Raw genomic sequence first — 20785 nt, forward strand, 5'->3', positions numbered from 1 at the left:
CGGTGGCGCAGGTGCCAGGCTCAAGAGCACCCTCTCCCCAACCCTCTCCCGCAAGCAGGAGAGGGGGCTGTCCTGAGCGGCCTGGAGGTCAGGCACCATCCTTCCCCTTCGCCACTCTCGCGAACGCTGGGATAGACAGGCGTTTCAGGCTGACTCTGGATTCACCACTCACGCCAAACGGCCCCCTCTCCCTCCGGGAGAGGGCTGGGGTGAGGGAACGGAGTCAACCGAATACACCGCAGTCGCAAGGAAGCACCCTTCGCGAGCAAGCTCGCTCCTACCTTCACCATTCCCGCGAACGCAGGGACAGACAGGCATTTCAGGCTGACTCTGGATTTACCACTCACGCCAAACGGCCCCCTCTCCCTCCGGGAGAGGGCTGGGGTGAGGGAACGGAGTCAACCGAATACACCGCAACCGCCAGGAGGTTCGCGAGCAAGCTCGCTCCTACACTCCCATCATCACTGCGACGTCCCCGCCGCGGGGAACACCCGCTGAATCCGATCGGCCAGCGCCAACGCCCGCTCGCTCTTGGTGAACAGCAGCAGGTAGTCATGATCGGACTTGGCCGCCGGGGCGATGCGGTATTCCAGCGGGCCCTGCACCACCTGCTGGCCCACCGGCACGCGGAAGGTGGCCACGCATTCGAGCACGCCGCTGTCCGGGTCCTTCTCGAGGATGGCCGCGTCGCGCAGCTCCACGTCCTTGAGCAGGTCGCCGCGGCCGGACAGCGGGCCGTCGGTGAACACCTTCACCAACTGGTCGCGCATGTCCTTGCTGGCGCACACCTCCGCCTCCTTGCCGCCGCAGGCGCCGAGCAGCACCGCGACACCGATCATTGGCAACAGCTTGTAGTTCATCATTCACCCATGGCGTGACTTGGTGGGAGTTTGAGTCGGCGCCCGTGGAAAAATTCCCACGCCCCAGCGCTTTCCGTAATCCGTCCCACGCAATGCGAAGCGCGCAGCCAACCGCCGCGGCAGCCCCCAGTCGCGCTGCATGCCCGCCGCGGCCAGGAGGATGGCTGCCACGCCCAGCCACTGCGCCAGGTCCAGGCGGTGGCCGAACACCACCCAGTCCACCAGGATCGCCGCCACCGGGTAGATGAACGACAGCGCGCCGGTCAGCGCCGTCGGCAACTTCTGGATGGCGCCGTAGAGCAGCACGTACATCAGCCCGGTATGGACGATGCCAAGGGTGGCCATGCAGGCCCAGGCCGACGGCTGCTGCGGCAGCGCCGAGAGATTGGCCAGGGGCGCCAGCAGCAGCACGCCGCTGCAAACCTGCACCAGCGCGATCAGGTGCGGCGGCACCGCCTGCAGGCGCTTGACGATCAGCGCCGCGAAGGCATACAGCAGCGCCGCGCCCAGGGCCAGGGCGATGCCGCCCAGGTAGTCGCTGCCCGGCCCGCCGCTGCCGTGGGCGCTGACGATGGCCAGCATGCCGGCGAAGGACAGCGCCAGCCAGCCGAGCTTGCGCGCACTGAGCTTCTCGCCGAGGAACACCGCGGCCAGCAACACCAGCATGAAGGGCTGGGTGTTGTACACCGCGGTGCCGATGGCGATGGACGCCCGCGAATAGGAGGCGAACAGCAGCACCCAGTTGCCGACGATGGCCACCCCGCTGAGCAGCGCCAGGCCGAAGGCGGAAAGGCTCAGCACGCCCGGGCGCAGCATCCCGAGCAGGGCGCAGGCGACCAGCAAGGTGGCGGCGCCGAACACGCAGCGCCAGAACACCACGTCCAGCACCGGCTGGCCGGACACCAGCACCAGCCAACCGATGGTGCCGCAGATCAGCATGGCCGCGGTCATCTCCAGGGTGCCGCGTTGAAGGGACTTGTCCATGGGGCTTCCTCCTGCAAGGTGTGCCTACAGCATGACAAGGCGCCACCCCGCCCCTCCATCGCAAACGGAAGGCATCCGCCAAATATCGCCTTTACTATCAAGGCATCCACCCGCAATCGCCTAACGAGCCGAAAATGACCGACGAAATCGACCAGTTGCTGATCGCCGCCCTGATGGAAGACTCGCGCCTGTCGCTCAAGGCCCTGGCCCAGGTCAGCGGCCTCTCCGCGCCCAGCGTCGGCGAACGCCTGCGCAAGCTGGAGGAACGCGGGGTGATCCGCGGCTACACCCTGGAGGTGGACCCGAAGGCCTTCGGCTACCTGCTGCAGGCCATCGTCCGCGTGCGCCCGCTGCCCGGCCGGCTGCACGAGGTGGAACGGCAGATCCAGGCCATCCCCGAGTTCACCGAGTGCGACAAGATCACCGGCGACGACTGCTTCGTCGCCCGCCTGTGCGTGCGCGACATGGAGCAACTGGACACTCTGCTCGACCGCCTCAACGCCTACGCCGAGACCAGCACCGCCATCGTCAAGAAGACCCCGGTCAAGCGCCGCCTGCCGCCCATGGCCTGAGGCGGGCGCCGGCAGCAATAGGCAAGAATGCGGCAGCATCGAGCGCCGTCCTTCCTGGGCGCGGCGCCCATACTGGTGGCGTCCGCCGCTGCGCGAGGCAGCGGCGCCTTCCCTGCCCCTTCCCGAGGATTGCTCGCCATGCGCTACAGAAAGTTCGGCAACACCGGTCTGTTCGTCTCGGAACTCTGCCTGGGCACCATGACCTTCGGCGGCGAAGGCCAGCTGTGGAGCCAGATCGGCAAGCTACAGCAGGCCGAGGCCGAGCAGCTGGTCGGCGCGGCCCTGGCGGCCGGCATCAACTTCATCGACACCGCCGACGTGTATTCCGAGGGCCGCTCCGAGGTCATCACCGGCCAGGCCCTGAAGAACCTCGGCGTGCCCCGCGAGGACGTGGTGATCGCCACCAAGGTGTTCGGCGAGACCGGCACCCGCGGCGCCAACTCCCGCGGCCTGTCGCGCTACCACATCGCCGGCGGCGTGCAGGCCAGCCTGGAGCGCCTGCAACTGGACCACATCGACCTCTACCAGGTGCACGGCTTCGACCCGGCCACGCCGATCGAGGAAACCCTGCGCGCCCTCGACGACCTGGTGCGCCAGGGCCTGGTGCGCTACGTCGGCGTCTCCAACTGGGCGGCCTGGCAGATCATGAAGGCCCTGGGCACCGCCGAGCGCCTCGGCCTGGCCCGCTTCGAGTCTCTGCAGGCGTACTACAGCATCGCCGGCCGCGACCTGGAGCGCGAACTGGTGCCGCTGCTGCGCAGCGAGAAGATCGGCCTGATGGTCTGGAGCCCCCTGGCCGGCGGCCTGCTCAGCGGCAAGTACGGCCGCGAGGTCGAGGCCGAGGCCGGCAGCCGGCGCACCCAGTTCGACTTCCCGCCGGTGAACCGCGAACGCGCCTACGACTGCATCGACGCCATGCGCGGCATCGCCGAGGCCAAGGGCGCGTCGGTGGCGCAGGTGGCCCTGGCCTGGCTGCTGCACCAGGAAGCGGTGACCAGCGTAATCATCGGCGCCAAGCGCCTGGAGCAGCTCGAGGACAACATCGCCGCCACCCAGGTCGAGCTGAGCGCCGAAGAACTGGCCACCCTCGCCCAGGTCAGCGCGCTGCCGGCCGAGTACCCCGGCTGGATGCTCGAGCGCCAGGGCGAATACCGCCGCGGCCAGTTGGGCGGGCGCTGAGCAGGCGCTCTGCGCGCGATTCGCGGGCAGGGCCCCGGCCACCCCGGCGCCCTGCCCCGGCCTACCGCTCATGCGGAAATCCTGAGCATTCGCCGCCGTCGTCAGTCGCATCCATCAGGCAGGCCCCGCGCCTGCCTTTTCGCTTGCGCCCTTCCCACAGCAGAGGACTGACGACATGAGCGTGAACATCGACAACCTGACCATCGGCCTGCCCGTCCCCCGCTCGGCCACCAACCCGGTGGCCCTGGAGATCCCCGGCAGCCAGGCGCTGCAGCAGTACCCGGAGCTGGTCACGCGCCAGCCCGACGGCAGCGTGCAGTTCACCGCGCCGACCCTCGGCGCATCCAGCAAGAGCACCCAGCGCACCCGCTGCGAATGGAAGGAGGCGAAGTACTGGCTGCTGGAAAGCGCGCGCGAGCACAGCAACCGCCAGGAGATGACGCTGACGCGGGTGAACTCGGCGCAGAAGGTGGTGATCTCGCAGATGCACGTGCTCAACGACGACAGCCCGGTGGTCAAGGTGTTCTGGAACAAGGGCAAGATCACCCTGGGCTTTCGTCAGCACTTCGACCAGCCCGACCCGGTGAACAGCACGGTGCTGGACAAGGTGCCGCTGGGCGCGCGCTTCAGCATCCTCATCCACGCCACCGCCTCGGCCGTGATCACGGTGCAGGCCAGCTGCGACGGGCGCACCTCCGACCTCGCGCCCATGACCCTCGACCCGGACTGGGCCGGCCACGCCTTCGACTTCCACGGCGGGGTGTACAACCAGGTCGACTACACCAGCGCCACCCTGGCCACGGACGGTTCGGTGTGCATCATCCATGACCTGCAGCTGAGCCACGTCTAGCGTGCGGCTTTGCTTCCGCGCCCGGACGCGGCAAGCTCGGGGGCCCAGCCAAGGAAACCGCCATGACCGCCCCCGAGCCCCAGCCACGCCTCACCGGCGAGCACGCCGAACTCCTGCCCCTGGCCCGCGAACAGGCCGGCGAACTCCTCGCCGCGGCGGCCGACGGCGAGCTGTGGAAGCTCAAGGTCACGGTGGTGCCGGGGCCGGGCAGCATCGACGCCTACCTGGACAAGGCCCTGGCCGGGCGCGACGCCGGCACGGTGCTGCCCTTCGCCATCCGCGACCGGCACAGCGGGCGCATCGTCGGCAGCACGCGTTTCTGGAAGATCGACCGCGCCAACCGCAAGCTGGAGATCGGCCACACCTGGCTGGCCGCCTCGGCGCAGCGCACGGCGATCAACACCGAGGCCAAGTTCCTGCTGCTGGAATACGCCTTCGAAGTCATGCACTGCGTGCGCGTGCAGTTCACCACCGACGTGCTCAACGAGAAGTCCCGCGCCGCCCTCCTGCGCCTGGGCGCGGTGCAGGAGGGCATCGTCCGCCACGAACGGATCATGCCCGACGGGCGCAAGCGCGACTCGGTGCGCTTCAGCATCATCGACGACGAATGGCCGGCGGTGAAGGCCGCGTTACTGGCGCGCCTGGGCCGCGCCTGAGCGTCACGCGACGTGCGCTATCTCAACCCTTCCCCGCCCGCGCCAGGCAGCGCTGGTAGCGCTCGTCCACGCGCTGGGCGAACCAGGCGGTGGTGAGGTTGCGGGTGATCTTCGGGCTGTGCAGGGTGATGCCCGGCAGTACCGCCCGGGCCAGCGGCTTGCCTTCGTTCTTCTCGGCCAGGGCGAAGACCTTGGCGTAGAGCTTCGTCTCGCCGAATTCGGCGTGCTCGCCCTGTTCCAGGTCGCGGCGGATCTGGCTGTCGCTCAGGCCCAGGCGTGGGCCCAGGGTGCGCACCGCAAGCTCCGTGGCGCCCGCGGCGCTGGAGTCGTAGCGGATCAGGTCGCCGTCCAGCGCCAGCGGGATGCCGGTGGCCAGGCTCACGGCGCGCTGGAAGGCGGCGTTGCGGCTGGCGTACCAGCCGGCGTTGAAGTCGGCGAAGCGGTACAGCGGCCGCTGGTAGTCCGTCGGGTAGCCCAGCAGGTGGGCGATGCCGAAGTACATGCCGCCGCGGCGGCTGAACACTTCCTGGCGCACGCTGCCCTTCAGCGGGTACGGGTAACCCTCGGCGTGCTGCTCGGCGAAGGCCACGCTGACCTGCATCGGCCCGCCGGTGCGCACCGGGTTGAAGCGGCCGAACAGTTGCTGGCCGAGCGGCACCATGCCGATGAAGTCGTCGAAGATGGCGCTCAGCTCGCGCTCGCTGCGCACCGTGGCCAGGCGCTGGCTGTAGCTCTTGCCGGTGGGCGACTTCAGCGCCAGGGCGGCTTCGAGCAGGAAGTTGGGGACGTGCAGGCGCGCGGCGCGCTTCTGCATCTCGCCGCGGGCGATGCGGCCCAGGCCCGGCACCTGCGGGTCGGCCTGGAAGTTGGACTCCTGCTCGGTGATCGCCAGCACCGAGCAGAGGTTCTCGGTGCTCGGGCGGATGCGCTGGGCGGCGAAGGCCGCCTGGATGTCCGTGGCCCAGCCGCTGCGGTCGCTCACCTTGGCCGGCAGCAACTGCGCCAGGGTGGCGCGCACCTGCGCCGGCGTCGGCTCCGGCGCCTGGCGGGCGGACTGCGAGCTGCAGCCGGCCAGGGCCAGCAGGCCGAGGGCGATGCCCAGGGCGCGCCAGGGCATTTTGGCGGGACGGGCGAGCACAATGGCGATGGCGGACATGGACGCTTCCTGACGACGAGACGCCGCGACCATCGCAGAAATGCCCTTTCCAGGCCAGCCCAAGGCGCCGACTTGCAGGCCCCTGGCCAGCCTCTAAGCTCGAACTCATGGCCCCGGGATTGGAGGTGAACGATGGACATCAAGGAACTCCGCAAGCAGGGCAAGGACGCCCGCGATAAGTGCCCGCGCAGCAGCCACTCCGAACCCGGGAAAATCGACCGCGACCCGCTGCCGCTGATCGAGGCCTCCAGCGCCGGCCGCGTGCAGTCGCTGGTGGCGCTGCGCTACGGGCGCATGCTGGTGTCGCCCTTCACCTTCTTCCGCGGCAGCGCCCTGCTCCAGGCCCACGACCTCTCGGGCACCCCGGACATGGGCATGGAATTGCCGATCTGCGGAGACTGCCACCTGATGAATTTCGGCGGCTTCGCCTCCCCCGAGCGCAACCTGCTGTTCAACGTCAACGACTTCGACGAGGTCCACCCCGGCCCCTGGGAATGGGACCTCAAGCGCCTGGTGGCGAGCTTCCTCATCGCCGCCCGCGACCTGCGCCACGGCGAGAGCGTGGAAGAGAACGCCTGCCACGAGCTGGTCGCCTCCTACCAGCAGAACATGGCCGAGTGCGCCGAGATGGGCGCCCTGGAGCTGTGGTACGGGCGCATCGACTACGAGGTGGCGCTGGAGCAGGAGAAGGAAAAGGACCTGCGCGAGCACGTGCAGCGCGCCATCGAGAAGGCCAACCGGCGCACCCACGCCGAGCTGCTGCCGAAGATCGCCGAGCGCGACGCCAAGGGCCGCCTGCAGATCCGCGACGACCTGCCGGAAATCTTCCACCTGCACGCCTCGACCTCGCTGCTGGACAAGGACGACGACTGGATGGACCTGGAGCACTGGCAGGACCTGCACGACACCTTCATGCGCGACTATCGCGCCACCCTGCAGGCCGACCGCCGCGACCTGCTGGACCGCTTCGAGGTGCAGGACCTGGTGTTCAAGGTGGTGGGCGTGGGCAGCGTCGGCACCCGCTGCCTGGTGGCGCTGCTCACCGATCCCCAGGAGCAGCCGCTGTTCCTGCAGTTCAAGGAAGCCCGCCCCTCGGTGCTGTCCGGCTACGTGCGCAGCAAGCTGCGCACCCGCCACCAGGGCCAGCGGGTGGTGGACGGCCAGCGCCTGATGCAGTCGGCCAGCGACCTCTTCCTCGGCTGGACCACCGGCCCCGGCGGCCGCCACTTCTACGTGCGCCAGCTGCGCGACATGAAGGTCTCGGCGGAACTGGAGACCTTCGACGAAAACGCCTTCCTCGCCTACGCCCGCGTGTGCGGCCGGGCCCTGGCCTGCGCCCACGCCAAGTCCGGCGGCCAGGCGGCGCGGATCGCCGGCTACATCGGCAAGAGCGATGCGCTGAACGATGCGCTGGTGCATTACGCCAAGGCTTACGCGCTGCAGAACGAGCGGGACTTCGAGCGCTTCCAGCGCGCTTGCCGCAAGGGGCAGCTGGAGGCGCGTTCGGAGGCGGATTTCGTCGCGGATCGGATGCCGTAGGGCGTATAACCGTTCGCGGTTATACGCCGATACACCGAAGCCACAGCCAACGCCAAGGTCAGCCTCGGAGCCGCCGGGAACCAAGGCCAAACGGCGGATAACGTGGAACGTTATCCGCCCTACGCCTGGTGAATGGAGTTCTACCGGGCAGGTTTGGTGTGCATTTTCAAGAGCGCCCTCTCCCTAACCCTCTCCCTGAAGGGAGAGGGGACCGTTGGGCAGAAACGGGAACGCTGGAGTTAGCCGGCAGTTGCGGAGTTGGAGGTGCGTTCGAAGGCGGATTTCGTGGCGGATCGGATGCCGTGAGGGGATTGGTGGTTGTAGGAGCGAGCTTGCTCGCGAATGGAGTTCTACCGGGAGGTCCGGAGCGCATCCTCAAGAACGCCCTCTCCCTAACCCTCTCCCTGAAGGGAGAGGGGACCGTTGGGCAGATACTGATACTTCGGCGTTAGCCGGCTAGCACAGTGATTACCGGCTGAAACCATTCCTCCTCTCGGCACGGACAAGCCCCCTCTCCCTTCAGGGAGAGGGCTGGGGAGAGGGGGCCGGAATCCCTCTGATACTCCATCGCCGAAGGTAGACACCATTCGCGAGCAAGCTCGCTCCTACGAAAAGCGCCATAGCGTAGGGCCGTTCGCGGTTATACGCCGTTAGATCGGGCTCACCCCTCCAGCGACTCCGTCCCCAGCTCGTTCCACACTTCCTCCGCCAGGTGGAAGGTGGCGTTGGCCGCCGGGATGCCGCAGTAGATCGCGCTTTGCAGCAGCACTTCCTTGATCTCCTCGCGGCTCACGCCGTTGTTGCGGGCGGCGCGCAGGTGCAGTTTCAGTTCGCCTTCGCGGTTCATGCCGATGAGCATGGCGATGGTCACCAGGCTGCGGGTGTGGCGCGGCAGGCCGGGGCGGGTCCAGATGTCGCCCCAGGCGTGGCGGGTGATCATTTCCTGGAATTCTTCGTTGAAGGTGGTGCGGTTCTGCAGGCTGCGGTCGACGTGGGCGTCGCCCAGCACCGCGCGGCGGACCTGCATGCCGGCTTCGTAGCGTTGTTTCTCGTCCATCGGGTTCTCTCTCGCTTGTCTGTCGCGCCTCAGCCGAGGCGCGCGTGTTCTTCCAGGGCGCGTTCCACCCAGCGGCGGCACTGGCCCAGGTAGTGGGCCGGGTCCAGCAGTCGGTCCAGCTCGGCTTCGCTCAATTGCGCGCAGACCTCGGCGTTGCCGCCCAGCACCTGGCGCAGGTGCGCGCCTTCGGCCACGGCCTGGCGGCAGCACTGCTCCACCAGGTGGTGCGCGGCGTCGCGGCCGATGCGCCGGGCCAGGGCGATGCTCACCGCCTCGGCCAGTACCAGGCCGCGGGTCAGATCGAGGTTGCGGGCCATGCGCTGGGCGTCCACTTCCAGGCCCGGCACTACCAGCAGCGCCTGCTGCAGCGCGCCGGAGACCAGGCAGCAAAGCTCCGGCAGGCTTTCCCATTCGGCATGCCACAGGCCGAGGCTGCGCTCGTGTTCCTGGGGCATCGCGCTCAGCATGGTCGCCACCAGGCCCGGCGCGCGGGTGGCGGCGCCGATCAGCACGGCGGCACCCACCGGGTTGCGCTTGTGCGGCATGGTCGAGGAGCCGCCCTTGCCCGGCGCGGAAGGTTCGAAGACCTCGCCGGCCTCGGTCTGCATCAGCAGGCTGAGGTCGCGGCCGAGCTTGCCCAGGCTGCCGGCCACCAGGCCGAGCCAGGCGGCGAATTCGACGAGGCGGTCGCGCTGGGTGTGCCAGGGCTGTTCCGGCAGTTGCAGGCGCAGTTCCTCGGCCAGCGCCTCGGCCACGGCGAAGCCGTCGTCGCCCAGCGCCGCCAGGCTGCCGGAGGCGCCGCCGAACTGCAGGCTGAGCAGGCGCGGCTTGAGTTCGGCCAGGCGCTCGCGGTGGCGGGTGACCGCGCCGAGCCAGCCGGCGATCTTCATACCCAGGGTCACCGGGGTGGCGTGTTGCAGCCAGGTGCGCCCGGCCATGGGCACGTCGGCGTGCTGGCGCGCCTGTTCGGCCAGGGCCGCGCCCAGCCGCGCCAGGTCGTCTTCCAGCAGGCCGACGGCGGCGCGCAGTTGCAGCACCAGGCCGCTGTCCATGGCGTCCTGGCTGGTGGCGCCGAAGTGCACATAGCGCTCGGCTTCCGCGTCCGTCGCTGCGATCTGGCGGCCCAGCGCCTTGGCCATGGGGATGGCCGAGTTGCCGGCGCTGCAGATGGCCGTGGCCAGGGCGTCGAAGTCGTACAGCTCGGCGCGGCAGGCGGCCTCGATGGGCGCCACCGCGCTGGCCGGGATCACCCCGCAGCGCGCCTCGGCGCGGGCCAGGGCGGCCTCGAAGTCGAGCATGCCCTGCAGGCGCGCGCGGTCGCAGAACAGCTCGCGCATCGCCGGCTGGGTGAAGTAGGCGTCGAAAAGTCGGTTGCTCACGCAAGGGCTCCAGTTTTCTTCGTCATCAGGCACAGCCTACGCCATGCCGTGAACGCCGACGGGCGGACCGCTCGCGCGGCCCGCCCGTTCAGGCGCCGGAACGCATCAGAAATCGAAGAACACCGTCTCGCCTTCGCCCTGGATGCGGATGTCGAAACGATAGGCCAGTTGGCCGTTCACTTCGCAGCGGCGGGCCACCAGGGTCTCGCGGCGCGGCGCCTGTTCGATCAGGTTGAGCACCGGGTCCTTGGCGTTGGCTTCGGCTTCGTCCTCGAAGTACAGGCGCGTCTGCAGGTGGATGTTGATGCCACGGGCGAACAGCGACACGTTGATGTGCGGCGCCTGCGGGCGGCCGTCGGCGGCCTTGGTCACGCCCGGCTTGATGGTCTTGAGCGTCCACTCGCCGGCATCGAAGGTGGTGGCGGTGCGGCCGAAGCCGTTGAACGCCTTCTCGGCGTCGTAGCGGCTGTCGTAGTTGCCTTCGTGGTCGGCCTGCCAGAACTCCAGGAAGGAGTCGCGCACCAGGTGGCCGTTGCCGTCGTAGACGTGGCCCAGCAGCAGGATGTGCTCGCCGGCGGCGCCGGGCTTGGCCATCTGGTTCCAGATTTCCAGGTCGCGGGTCGGGTTGCCGGCCGCTTCCAGGGCCAGGCCGATGTGCACGTACGGGCCGGCGGTCTGCGAGGGGGTTTCGGGGAGCAGTTGAACGGGCATGGCGAACCTCCTCAGCGATTCTCGAAGTGGGTCTGGCGCTGGCCGCGCAGGACGATGTCGAAGCGGTAGGCCAGGCAATCCATGGGGTTGGCCATGCCCATGTCCAGGCGCGCGATCAGGCTCTGCACGGCCTCGGGGTTGGCGATCGACTTGACGATGGGGCACATCGGGATCAGCGGGTCGCCCTCGAAGTACAGCTGGGTGATCAGCCGGGTGGCGATGGACGGGCCGCTGATGGAGAAGTGGATGTGCGCCGGGCGCCAGTCGTTGGGGCCGTTGCGCCACGGGTAGGGGCCGGGCTTGATGGTGCGGAAGATGTAGCGGCCGTCGCTGTCGGTGATGGCGCGGCCGACGCCGCCGAAGTTAGGGTCCAGCGGCGCCAGGTAGCGGTCGTTCTTGTGCCGGTAGCGGCCGCCGGCGTTGGCCTGCCACATTTCCACCAGGGTGTTGGGCACCGGCTTGCCGTACTGGTCGACGACGCGGCCGTGAACGACGATGCGCTCGCCGATGGGCAGCGCGCCGGTGTTGAAGTTGAGCAGCAGGTCGTTGTCGTGCTCGCCGAACTTCAGGTGCGAGAAGTCCGGGCCGGTGGTCTCGGAGATCGACTGCGGGATGCTCACCAGCGCCTGGCGCGGGGAGCGGGCGACGGAGGTCTTGTAGTCGGGGGTGAGGGCTTTGGGGTGCCAGTTGCGGTCACGGATGACGAACCGGCTGTTGTCCACTTCGGACATGGCGGTCTCCTGTTGTTGGAGTTATAGGAGCCTGTAGAGCATCAGGCATGTGCTCCGCAGTTTCCGCCAGCTCGGCGCGCAGGAAAATTGAAAAGCTGCCCGCCACCCTTAACCAAATGGTTATGGATAAACCCCTTCGCGGTATTCCTGCCCCACCTCGCGCAGCACCTCCTGGCACCAGTGCGCACCGAGGGACAGCGGCAGCGAGGCGTTGCTGCAGATGCCCACCGAGCCGCCGGCCTCCTGCAACTGCGGCGCCAGCTCGGCCAGCTCGCCCTTGCCCAGGGCCGCGCGCACCGCGTCCAGCGGCGCCATCCAGACCGCGTCGCTGTCGTCGACGTAGCGCCGGCTCAGGCTCAGCGAGAGGGTTTCCAGGCGCCGCGACGACTGGCGCAGGCCGTGCTCGACGAACAGGCTGTCGACGCGCTTGCGGATGGTGGTGCCGGCGGTCGGCAGTACCAGCGGGTATTCCTCCAGCTCCGCCGCGTCCAGCGGCCGGCCCAGCAGCGGGTGGCCGGCGCGCACCACCAGGGTCAGCGGCTCGTTGTACAGGTGCTCGAAGGTCAGGCCCTGGATCTGCGGGCTGTCGGTCATGCGCCCGACCACCAGGTCCAGCTCGCCGACGCGCAGTTGCGAGAGCAGGTGCGCGCTGGGCCCGGTGACCACGCTGACCACCAGCGCCCCGTGGCGCGCGTGCAGGCGCCGCACCACTTCCGGGAGGAAGGCGCCCTCCACGGTGGAAAGCACGCCCAGGCGCGCGCTGCTGGCCGCGTATTCGCCGCCGCGCAGGCTCTCCACGCCGTCGCGCAGGGCCTGCACGCAGGGCCCGGCATAGCGCAGGAAGGCGATGCCGGCCTCGGTCAGCACGGCGCCGCCCTTGCCGCGCTCGAACAGGCTGGCGTCTAGCACCTCTTCCAGCTCCTTGAGGGTCTTCGACACCGCCGGCTGGCTCACCGCCAGGCGGTCGGCGGCGCGCGCCAGGCTACCCAGGCGGGCCACTTCGAGGAAGCACAGCAGGTGGCGGAACTTGATGCGTGAGTCGATGTTCATCGGTTACCCCGGAAGGCCCTGGGCGACTGCCCGGTGCCGCGCTTGAAGAATCGCGAGAAGTACGCCGGCTCCGAGAAGCCCAGCTGGTCGGAGACCTCCTGCACGGTCATGTCCGTGTACACCAGGTTGCGCTTGGCCTCCAGCAGCAGGCGCTGGCTGATCAGCTGCAGCGCCGAGACGCCGGCCAGGCGCCGGCACAGGGCGTTGAGGTGCGCCGCGCTGATGCCCAGGCGCTCGGCGTAGCGCTCGATCGGCAGGTGCTCGCGCAAGTGTTTCTCCACCAGCCGGCGGAACGCCTGCAGGTGCTCGCGGCCACGGTCCGGCGCGGCGCTGGCGGCGTGGCTGGCCTGCAGGTGGCGGCGGCCCAGCCACACCAGCAGGGCGCTGACCAACGAGCGCAGCATCAGCTCGCGGCCCGGCTCCTGGCGCGCGTATTCGCGCTCGATGGAGTCGAACAGGGTGCTCAGGTAGCGCTCGTCCTCGCCCACCGCGTAGCACTGCGGCTGCTCCAGCACGGCGCGGTCGAACTGGCGCAGCAGTTCCTCGGCGAAGGGCTGGGCCAGGCTGAGGACGTAGCCGTCGATCTGCGCGGTGAAGCGGAAACCGTGCACGCACAGGGGCGGCGAGACCTGCACTGTGGCCTCGCGCACGCGGGTGACGCTGCCCTCCACTTCCAGCTCGGCTTCGCCGGCGCGCACGTAGAGCAGCTGCACCAGGTCGGCGTGGCGGTGCGGGCGGATCTCCCAGTCGTAGAGGCTGCTGCGCGACGGGATGGTCTCGCAGTGCAGGGGGTCGGGTGTCGGCCAGGCGTGGGTCTCGCCGTAGAGCTGGAACACCGGGACCGGATTCGAAGCGGGCGTCTTGTGCATTTATAGGCCGCCGGGGCTATCCACGAAAAATCCAGGTTATCTGTTGGATATTGCCTTCTGCGCGGCGATTCATCCACCAAAAATGCAGGTGCCAATAACAACTATGCGGCCAGGGGGCGTGCCTAAGACCAGGCCCCGGCCCGCGACGACGAGGAAAACAACAATGAAAACCCAGGTTGCCATCATCGGCGCCGGCCCTTCCGGCCTGCTGCTCGGCCAACTGCTGCAACGCGCCGGCATCGACAACGTCATCCTCGAACGCCAGAGCCCGGACTACGTGCTCGGCCGCATCCGCGCCGGGGTGCTGGAACAGGGCACCGTGGACCTGCTGCGCGAGGCCAGCGCCAATGCCCGCATGGACGCCGAGGGCCTGCCCCACGACGGCTTCGAGCTGGTGCTGGACGGCCGCCGCGAGCGCATCGACCTCAAGGGCCTGACCGGCGGCAAGAACGTGATGGTCTACGGCCAGACCGAAGTCACCCGCGACCTTATGGAAGCGCGCCAGGCCAGCGGCGCCTTGAGCATCTACGAAGCCGGCGACGTGCAGCTGCACGAGGTGCAGGGCGAGAAACCCTACGTCACCTTCAGCAAGGACGGCGAGACGGCGCGCCTGGACTGCGACTACATCGCCGGCTGCGACGGCTTCCACGGCGTATCGCGGCAGACCATCCCGGCGGACAAGCTGAAGAGCTACGAACGCGTCTACCCCTTCGGCTGGCTCGGCCTGCTCAGCGACACCCCGCCGGTCAACCACGAACTCATCTACGCCAGCAGCGAGCGCGGCTTCAGCCTCAGCAGCATGCGCTCGGCCACCCGCAGCCGCTACTACCTGCAGGTGGGCCTGGACGAGAAGGTCGAGGACTGGTCCGACGAGCGCTTCTGGGACGAACTCAAGCGCCGCCTGCCGGCCGACGCCGCCGCGCGCCTGGTCACCGGCCCGTCGCTGGAGAAGAGTATCGCCCCGCTGCGCAGCTTCGTGGTGGAGCCGCTGCAGTACGGCAAGCTGTTCCTGGTCGGCGACGCCGGGCACATAGTCCCGCCCACCGGCGCCAAGGGCCTGAACCTGGCGGCCAGCGACGTCGACGCCCTGTACCGCATCCTCGTCAAGGTCTACGGCGAAGGCCGCGTCGAGCTGCTGCAGCGCTACTCGGAGGTCGCCCTGCGGCGCATCTGGAAGGCCGAGCGCTTCAGCTGGTGGATGACCAGCATGCTGCACAAATTCCCCGACAACGACGCCTTCACCCAGAAGATGCTCGATACTGAACTGGCCTACTTCCTCGACTCCCAGGCCGGGCGCACCTGCATCGCCGAGAACTACGTCGGCCTGCCCTTCGAACGCATCGACTGAAGGCAGCACGGCGAGCCCCCGAAGGAGGCGGGGGCTTGCCCTCGGCGGAAAAATTACGCAGAGTGTAAGGCAATTACGAAAACAACAGTGCCCGCCACGACGCGCACGCTGCCTGCGAGTGAGAGTCCATGGACCTCTACACCTACTACCGCTCCACCTCCAGCTACCGCGTGCGCATCGCCCTGGCCCTCAAGGGCCTGCAGCCCCGGCACGTCCCGGTCAACCTGCTGCAGGGCGAGCACCGCCAAGGCGCTTACCTGGCGCTGAACCCGCAAGGCCGCGTGCCGGCCCTGCGCACCGACGAAGGCGAGCTGCTGATCCAGTCGCCGGCGATCATCGAATACCTGGAAGAACGCTACCCCGAGCCCGCCCTGCTGCCGGCCGACGCCCTGCAGCGCGCCCACCAGCGCGGCGTGGCGGCGCTCATCGGTTGCGACATCCACCCGCTGCACAACGTCGCCGTGCTCAACCGCCTGCGCGCCCTGGGCATAGACGAAGACGGCGTGAACCAGTGGATCGCCCACTGGATCGGCGAAGGGCTGAAGGCCGTGGAAGCGCTGATCGGCGACCAAGGCTTCTGCTGCGGCCCGCAGCCGGGCCTGGCCGACGTCTACCTGCTGCCGCAGCTGTACGCCGCCCGCCGCTTCGAGGTGGACCTGAGCCCATTCCCGCGCATACTCAGGGTAGAGCGCCTGGCCCTGGAGCACCCAGCCTTCCGCCAGGCCCACCCGGACGTCCAGGCCGACAAGCCGGCCTGAGGAGCGCGCCATGCACAGCCTCGGATTCAAAGTCACCATCGGCGACTTCCTCGCCCGCAGCGTACGCGGCGTGCCCTGCTCGCCGCCGCGCCAGCCGCGTAGCTGACTCCCCACGACTTTCCGAATCCCGGACGCATACCAGAAGCGCGTCCACCGCGAGGAACACGAACATGGCAGACCTCTTCGACAACCCCATGGGCCTCATGGGCTTCGAATTCATCGAATTCGCCTCCCCCACCCCCGGCGTGATGGAACCCATCTTCGCCAGTCTGGGCTTCACCAAGGTGGCCAGCCACCGCTCCAAGGACGTGCACCTGTACCGCCAGGGCGAGATCAACCTGATCCTCAACAACGAGCCCAAGAGCCTGGCGGCCTACTTCGCCGCCGAGCACGGCCCCTCGGTGTGCGGCATGGCCTTCCGCGTGAAGAACGCCCACCAGGCCTACGCCCGCGCCCTGGAGCTGGGCGCGCAGCCGGTGGAAATCCCCACCGGGCCGATGGAGCTGCGCCTGCCGGCGATCAAGGGCATCGGCGGCGCGCCGCTGTACCTGATCGACCGCTTCGGCGAGGGCTCGTCGATCTACGACATCGACTTCGAGTTCATCGAAGGCGTGGACCGCCACCCCAAAGGCGCCGGCCTGAAGATCATCGACCACCTCACCCACAACGTGTACCGCGGGCGCATGGCCTACTGGGCGGACTTCTACGAGAAGCTGTTCAACTTCCGCGAGATCCGCTACTTCGACATCAAGGGCGAGTACACCGGCCTGACCTCCAAGGCCATGACCGCGCCGGACGGCATGATCCGCATCCCGCTCAACGAGGAATCCTCCAAGGGCGCCGGGCAGATCGAGGAATTCCTCATGCAGTTCAACGGCGAGGGCATCCAGCACGTGGCCTTCCTCACCGACGACCTGGTGAAGACCTGGGATGCCCTCAAGGGCCTGGACATGCGCTTCATGACCGCGCCGCCGGCGACCTACTACGAGATGCTCGAAGAGCGCCTGCCCAACCACGGCGAGCCGGTGGAGGAACTGCGCAACCGCGGCATCCTCCTCGACGGCACCTCCGAGGGCGGCAGCCGCCGGCTGCTGCTGCAGATCTTCTCGGAAACCCTGATGGGCCCAGTGTTCTTCGAGTTCATCCAGCGCAAGGGCGACGACGGCTTCGGCGAAGGCAACTTCAAGGCGCTGTTCGAGTCGATCGAGCGCGACCAGATTCGCCGTGGGGTGTTGGAGACGAAGTGAGCCAGACCCACCGCTCCGAAGCGCTCTCGTAGGATGGGTTGAGCTTGCGATACCCATCGGGCCACGGTGATGGGTATCGCTTCGCTCAACCCATCCTACGGAGCTTTGTTTGGCCCCGTAGGGCGCATAACGCCTACGGCGTTATCCGCCATCGTCCCCGGCAACGGTGTTCCGGCCAACGGCGGATAACCGCGAACGGTTATCCGCCCTACTCCGGCTTGCGCCCCGCCATCCGCGCGGTAATCGCGGCCGCCGCTTCCTTCAGCAACTCCGCCGCCCGCCCCTGGGTCTCCGCACGAAAGGCACTCGCCGCCCCCACCACCGTCACCACCCCCGCCAGTTGCTCACCCACCGCGAACACCGGCGCCGACAGGGCATTCACCCCCGGCATCAACAGCCCATGCACATGGTGCAAGCCGGAAGCCCGGATCTCCGCCGTCTGCTTGTGCAGTTCCGCCTCGTCCAACGCACCAGGCATGCCCTTCTCCTCCTCGCGCAGCGGCGCGGTCTCGCCGTCGGGCAGGTAGGCGTTGAACACCAGGCCGGTGGACGAGCCCAATAGAGGCAGCACCGAGCCCACCCGGGTGACCAGGGTCACCGCGCGCAGCGGCTGCTCCACCTGCACCACGGTCGGCCCCTTGTTGCCCCACACGGCGAGGAAGCAGGTTTCGTTCAGCTCGTCGCGCAGCGCGCTCAGGTGCGCCGTGGCGGCGCGCACCACGTCCAGCCGGCCGATGGCGGCCAGGCCGACGAACAGCGCCTCCGGGCCCAGGGCGTAGTGGTTGGTGGCCGCGTCCTGCTCGGCGAAGCCGCTGGCGATCAGCGCCTGCAGGTAGCGGTGGACCTTGGCCGCGGGCATGCCCACGTGCTCGGCCAGGCGCGACAGCGAGGTGGCCGGGGCCAGGTCGGCCAGGCCCTTGAGGATGTCGGTGCCGACTTCGGCGGCCTGCACTTTCTGGCGTTTCGGCGCGTCGCCGGTGTCCCTGGGAATGGCCATGCAATGACTCGTTCGTCGATGGAGGCGCTGTTATAGCTTGACCCCTTCCGGCGTTCAAATTACGTTATTCGTAATTCGATTACAAAAACAACGAGGTCGCCATGTCGTCCGCCGAATCGCTCACCTACCTGTCGGGTTTCAACAACCAGTTCAGCAGCGAGGCCCTGCCCGGCGCCCTGCCCCAGGGGCAGAATTCGCCGCAGCAGGTGCCCTTCGGGCTCTACGCCGAGCAGCTTTCCGGCACCGCCTTCACCGTGCCGCGCAGCGAGGCCCGGCGCACCTGGCTGTACCGCATCAAGCCCTCGGCCAGCCACCCGCGCTTCGAGCGCCTGGCGCGGCAGATTCCCGGCCGCGAACTGGGCCAGGTGAACCCCAACCGCCTGCGCTGGAACCCCCAGGACATCCCCGGCGAGCCCACCGACTTCCTCGACGGCCTGCTGACCCTCGCCGCCACCGCCGACGCCGAGCAGGCCAGCGGCGTCAGCGTGCACCTGTACCGCGCCAACCGCTCCATGGACCGGGTGTTCTACGACGCCGACGGCGAGCTGCTGATCGTCCCGCAACAGGGCCGCCTGCGCCTGGCCACCGAGCTGGGCCGGCTGGACATCGAGCCGCTGGAGATCGCGGTGATCCCGCGCGGCATGAAGTTCCGCGTCGAACTGCTCGACGCCAGCGCCAGCGGCTACATCTGCGAGAACCACGGCGCCGCCCTGCGCATCCCCGACCTGGGCCCGATCGGCAGCAACGGCCTGGCCAACCCGCGCGACTTCCTCGCCCCGGTGGCCCACTACGAAGACGTCGACGCGCCGGTGCAACTGGTGCAGAAGTTCCTCGGCGAACTCTGGGCGGCCGAGCTGGACCACTCGCCGCTGGACGTGGTCGCCTGGCACGGCAACAACGTGCCCTACAAGTACGACCTGCGCCTGTTCAACACCCTCGGCACGGTCAGCTACGACCACCCGGACCCGTCGATCTTCACCGTGCTCACCTCGCCCAGCGACACCCACGGCATGGCCAACGTCGACTTCGTGATCTTCCCGCCGCGCTGGATGGTGGCCGAGAACACCTTCCGCCCGCCGTGGTTCCACCGCAACCTGATGAACGAATTCATGGGCCTGCTCCAGGGCGCCTACGACGCCAAGGCCGACGGCTTCGCCCCCGGCGGCGCCTCGCTGCACAACTGCATGAGCGCCCACGGCCCGGACAACGCCAGCACCGTGCAGGCCATCGCCGCCGAGCTGAAACCGCACAAGATCGAAAACACCATGGCCTTCATGTTCGAGACCGGCCGCGTGCTGCGCCCGAGCCGCTACGCTCTCGAATGCCCGCAACTGCAGCGCGACTACGACGCCTGCTGGAGCGGCATGGCCAAGACCTTCCAGAGGAACTGAACCCCATGAACCAGGCAGACACCCGCCGCAGCTGGCTCGACTCCGCCAACGGCCACCCCGACTTCCCCCTGCAGAACCTGCCGCTGGGCGTGTTCAGCAGCCCCGGCCGCGAACCGCGCGGCGGCGTGGCCATCGGCGAGCACATCCTCGACCTGAAGGCGGCGCTGGCCGCCGACCTGTTCGAAGGCGAGGCCCGCCACGCCGCCGAAGCCGCCAGCGGCGCCAGCCTCAACGCCTTCTTCGCCCTGGGCGCCGGCCCGCGCCGCGTGCTGCGCGAGCAGTTGCAGGCGCTGCTGGCCGAAGGCAGCCCGCAGCAGGCGCGGATGCAGGAACTGGGCGCCAGCCTGCTGCCGGCCCAGGCCAGTTGCCAGCTGCACCTGCCGGCCCAGGTCGGCGACTACACCGACTTCTACGTCGGCATCCACCACGCCAACAACGTCGGCCGCCTGTTCCGCCCGGACAACCCGCTGCTGCCCAACTACAAGCACGTGCCCATCGGCTACCACGGCCGCGCCTCCACCGTGGTCGCCTCCGGCGCCGCGGTGCGCCGGCCCAACGGCCAGACCCTGGCGCCGGGCGCCGAGGCCCCGGGCTTCGGCCCGAGCAAGCGGCTGGACTACGAACTGGAGCTGGGCATCTGGATCGGCCCGGGCAACGAGATGGGCGAGGCCATCGGCATCGGCCAGGCCGAGCAGCACGTGGCCGGCTACTGCCTGCTCAACGACTGGTCGGCGCGCGACGTACAGGCCTGGGAGTACCAGCCGCTGGGCCCGTTCCTGGCGAAGAACTTCGCCACCAGCGTGTCGCCCTGGGTGGTCACCGCCGAGGCCCTGGCGCCGTTCCGCAAGGCCCAGCCGGCGCGCCCGGAAGGCGACCCGCAACCGCTGCCCTACCTGCTGGACGAGCACGACCAGGCCCAGGGCGCGTTCGACATCCAGCTGGAAGTGCTGCTGCAGACCGCCGCCATGCGCGAGCAGGGCATCGAGCCGCTGCGCCTGGCGCTGAGCAACACGCAGAACATGTACTGGACGGTGGCGCAGATGGTCGCCCACCACAGCGTCGGCGGCTGCAAGCTGCAGGCCGGCGACCTGTTCGGCTCCGGCACCCTCTCCGGGCCCGCGCCGGAAGCCTTCGGCAGCCTGCTGGAGAGCACCTTCGGCGGCAAGCAGCCGCTGCAGCTGCCCGGCGGCGAGCAGCGCACCTTCCTGCAGGACGGCGATGAAGTGATCTTCCGCGCCTGGTGCGAACGCGAAGGCTACCCGCGCATCGGCTTCGGCGAGTGCCGCGGAGTCATCCTGCCGGCGCGTTGAAACACCTGTTCGCGGTTATCCGCCGATACACCGGGGCCACAGTCAACGCCCAGGTCAACCCCGGAGCCGCCGGGAACCAAGGCCAAACGGCGGATAACGCCGTAGGCGTTATGCGCCCTACGCCAGGCCCGACCTTGACGT

Annotated in this window: 19 protein-coding genes and 1 pseudogene; 10 read left to right on the forward strand and 10 right to left on the reverse strand. The window is 68.7% G+C overall.

All coding sequences use genetic code 11. The features are described 5' to 3' along the window. Positions 1-461: 461 nt before the first annotated feature. Positions 462-863, reverse strand: a complete 402-nt coding sequence (locus RN02_RS15100) for a hypothetical protein (protein WP_009618073.1) — start codon at positions 861-863, stop codon at positions 462-464. A gap of 96 nt (positions 864-959) precedes the next feature. Continuing rightward, positions 960-1844: pseudogene (locus RN02_RS15105) on the reverse strand (DMT family transporter); the annotation flags it as partial. A gap of 134 nt (positions 1845-1978) precedes the next feature. Here RN02_RS15105 and RN02_RS15110 point away from each other — a divergent pair. The 4 genes from RN02_RS15110 (at position 1979) to RN02_RS15125 (ending at position 5101) form a co-directional block, all read left to right on the forward strand. Beyond that, the gene (locus RN02_RS15110; protein ID WP_043315156.1) at positions 1979-2416 is read left to right on the forward strand and encodes an Lrp/AsnC family transcriptional regulator; all 438 of its coding nucleotides are present in this window, start codon (positions 1979-1981) and stop codon (positions 2414-2416) included. 138 nt (positions 2417-2554) lie between these two features. Then, entirely contained in the window at positions 2555-3595 is a 1041-nt protein-coding gene (locus RN02_RS15115; protein WP_043315157.1) for an aldo/keto reductase, read from the forward strand. A gap of 175 nt (positions 3596-3770) precedes the next feature. Beyond that, the gene (locus RN02_RS15120; RefSeq protein WP_043315158.1) at positions 3771-4445 is read left to right on the forward strand and encodes a polysaccharide lyase family 7 protein; all 675 of its coding nucleotides are present in this window, start codon (positions 3771-3773) and stop codon (positions 4443-4445) included. Between the two features lie 62 nt (positions 4446-4507). Continuing rightward, positions 4508-5101 (forward strand): GNAT family N-acetyltransferase, encoded by a 594-nt coding sequence (locus tag RN02_RS15125; RefSeq protein WP_043315159.1) that lies wholly within the window; start codon positions 4508-4510, stop codon positions 5099-5101. Positions 5102-5123: 22 nt separating this feature from the next. On the opposite strand, the gene RN02_RS15130 is transcribed toward RN02_RS15125, so the two are convergent. Next, positions 5124-6218, reverse strand: coding sequence for a DUF1615 domain-containing protein (locus RN02_RS15130; protein WP_043315274.1), 1095 nt, complete (start codon positions 6216-6218; stop codon positions 5124-5126). Positions 6219-6389: 171 nt separating this feature from the next. Here RN02_RS15130 and RN02_RS15135 point away from each other — a divergent pair, with 171 nt between their 5' ends. After that, entirely contained in the window at positions 6390-7796 is a 1407-nt protein-coding gene (locus RN02_RS15135; RefSeq protein WP_043272427.1) for a DUF2252 domain-containing protein, read from the forward strand. 661 nt (positions 7797-8457) lie between these two features. Here RN02_RS15135 and pcaC read toward each other — a convergent pair. From pcaC to RN02_RS15165, 6 genes are all read right to left on the reverse strand, one after another. Then, positions 8458-8853: a 4-carboxymuconolactone decarboxylase gene (gene pcaC / locus RN02_RS15140; protein ID WP_043272426.1), complete on the reverse strand. Its 396-nt coding sequence runs from the start codon at positions 8851-8853 to the stop codon at positions 8458-8460. Positions 8854-8882: 29 nt separating this feature from the next. Next, positions 8883-10232 (reverse strand): 3-carboxy-cis,cis-muconate cycloisomerase, encoded by a 1350-nt coding sequence (locus tag RN02_RS15145; RefSeq protein WP_043315161.1) that lies wholly within the window; start codon positions 10230-10232, stop codon positions 8883-8885. Positions 10233-10337: 105 nt separating this feature from the next. Then, positions 10338-10943: a protocatechuate 3,4-dioxygenase subunit alpha gene (gene pcaG, locus RN02_RS15150; RefSeq protein ID WP_009618058.1), complete on the reverse strand. Its 606-nt coding sequence runs from the start codon at positions 10941-10943 to the stop codon at positions 10338-10340. An 11-nt stretch (positions 10944-10954) separates the two neighbouring features. Beyond that, a complete protein-coding gene (gene pcaH / locus RN02_RS15155; protein ID WP_009618056.1) occupies positions 10955-11674 on the reverse strand; it encodes a protocatechuate 3,4-dioxygenase subunit beta in 720 nt (239 codons plus the stop codon). Between the two features lie 120 nt (positions 11675-11794). After that, entirely contained in the window at positions 11795-12724 is a 930-nt protein-coding gene (pcaQ, locus tag RN02_RS15160) for a pca operon transcription factor PcaQ (RefSeq protein ID WP_043272424.1), read from the reverse strand. Continuing rightward, positions 12721-13593 (reverse strand): helix-turn-helix domain-containing protein, encoded by an 873-nt coding sequence (locus RN02_RS15165; protein WP_043272423.1) that lies wholly within the window; start codon positions 13591-13593, stop codon positions 12721-12723. Before RN02_RS15165 ends, pcaQ begins: the two co-directional genes overlap by 4 nt. A gap of 163 nt (positions 13594-13756) precedes the next feature. On the opposite strand from RN02_RS15165, the gene pobA reads away from it, so the two are divergent. The 3 genes from pobA to hppD all read left to right on the forward strand — a co-directional run bounded on the left by pobA (position 13757) and on the right by hppD (position 16946). Continuing rightward, on the forward strand, positions 13757-14941 hold the full coding sequence (gene pobA, locus RN02_RS15170; RefSeq protein WP_043315162.1) for a 4-hydroxybenzoate 3-monooxygenase: 1185 nt from the start codon (positions 13757-13759) through the stop codon (positions 14939-14941). Positions 14942-15069: 128 nt separating this feature from the next. After that, complete coding sequence (gene maiA, locus RN02_RS15175; RefSeq protein ID WP_009618041.1) at positions 15070-15699, forward strand: maleylacetoacetate isomerase; 630 nt, start codon at positions 15070-15072, stop codon at positions 15697-15699. A 170-nt stretch (positions 15700-15869) separates the two neighbouring features. Further along, positions 15870-16946 carry a 4-hydroxyphenylpyruvate dioxygenase gene (hppD, locus tag RN02_RS15180; protein ID WP_009618038.1) on the forward strand — a complete coding sequence of 359 codons (1077 nt, stop codon included), beginning with the start codon at positions 15870-15872 and terminating at the stop codon, positions 16944-16946. Positions 16947-17154: 208 nt separating this feature from the next. Here hppD and RN02_RS15185 read toward each other — a convergent pair whose 3' ends face one another. After that, the gene (locus tag RN02_RS15185; RefSeq protein WP_043315163.1) at positions 17155-17943 is read right to left on the reverse strand and encodes an IclR family transcriptional regulator; all 789 of its coding nucleotides are present in this window, start codon (positions 17941-17943) and stop codon (positions 17155-17157) included. A gap of 101 nt (positions 17944-18044) precedes the next feature. On the opposite strand from RN02_RS15185, the gene hmgA reads away from it, so the two are divergent. Both hmgA and fahA read left to right on the forward strand, forming a co-directional pair. Beyond that, positions 18045-19334: a homogentisate 1,2-dioxygenase gene (gene hmgA, locus RN02_RS15190; RefSeq protein WP_043315164.1), complete on the forward strand. Its 1290-nt coding sequence runs from the start codon at positions 18045-18047 to the stop codon at positions 19332-19334. 5 nt (positions 19335-19339) lie between these two features. After that, complete coding sequence (gene fahA, locus RN02_RS15195) at positions 19340-20644, forward strand: fumarylacetoacetase (protein WP_009618033.1); 1305 nt, start codon at positions 19340-19342, stop codon at positions 20642-20644. The last annotated feature ends 141 nt before the right edge of the window (positions 20645-20785 follow it).

The organism is Pseudomonas sp. PI1 (assembly GCF_000812405.1).
Classification (GTDB): domain Bacteria; phylum Pseudomonadota; class Gammaproteobacteria; order Pseudomonadales; family Pseudomonadaceae; genus Pseudomonas; species Pseudomonas citronellolis.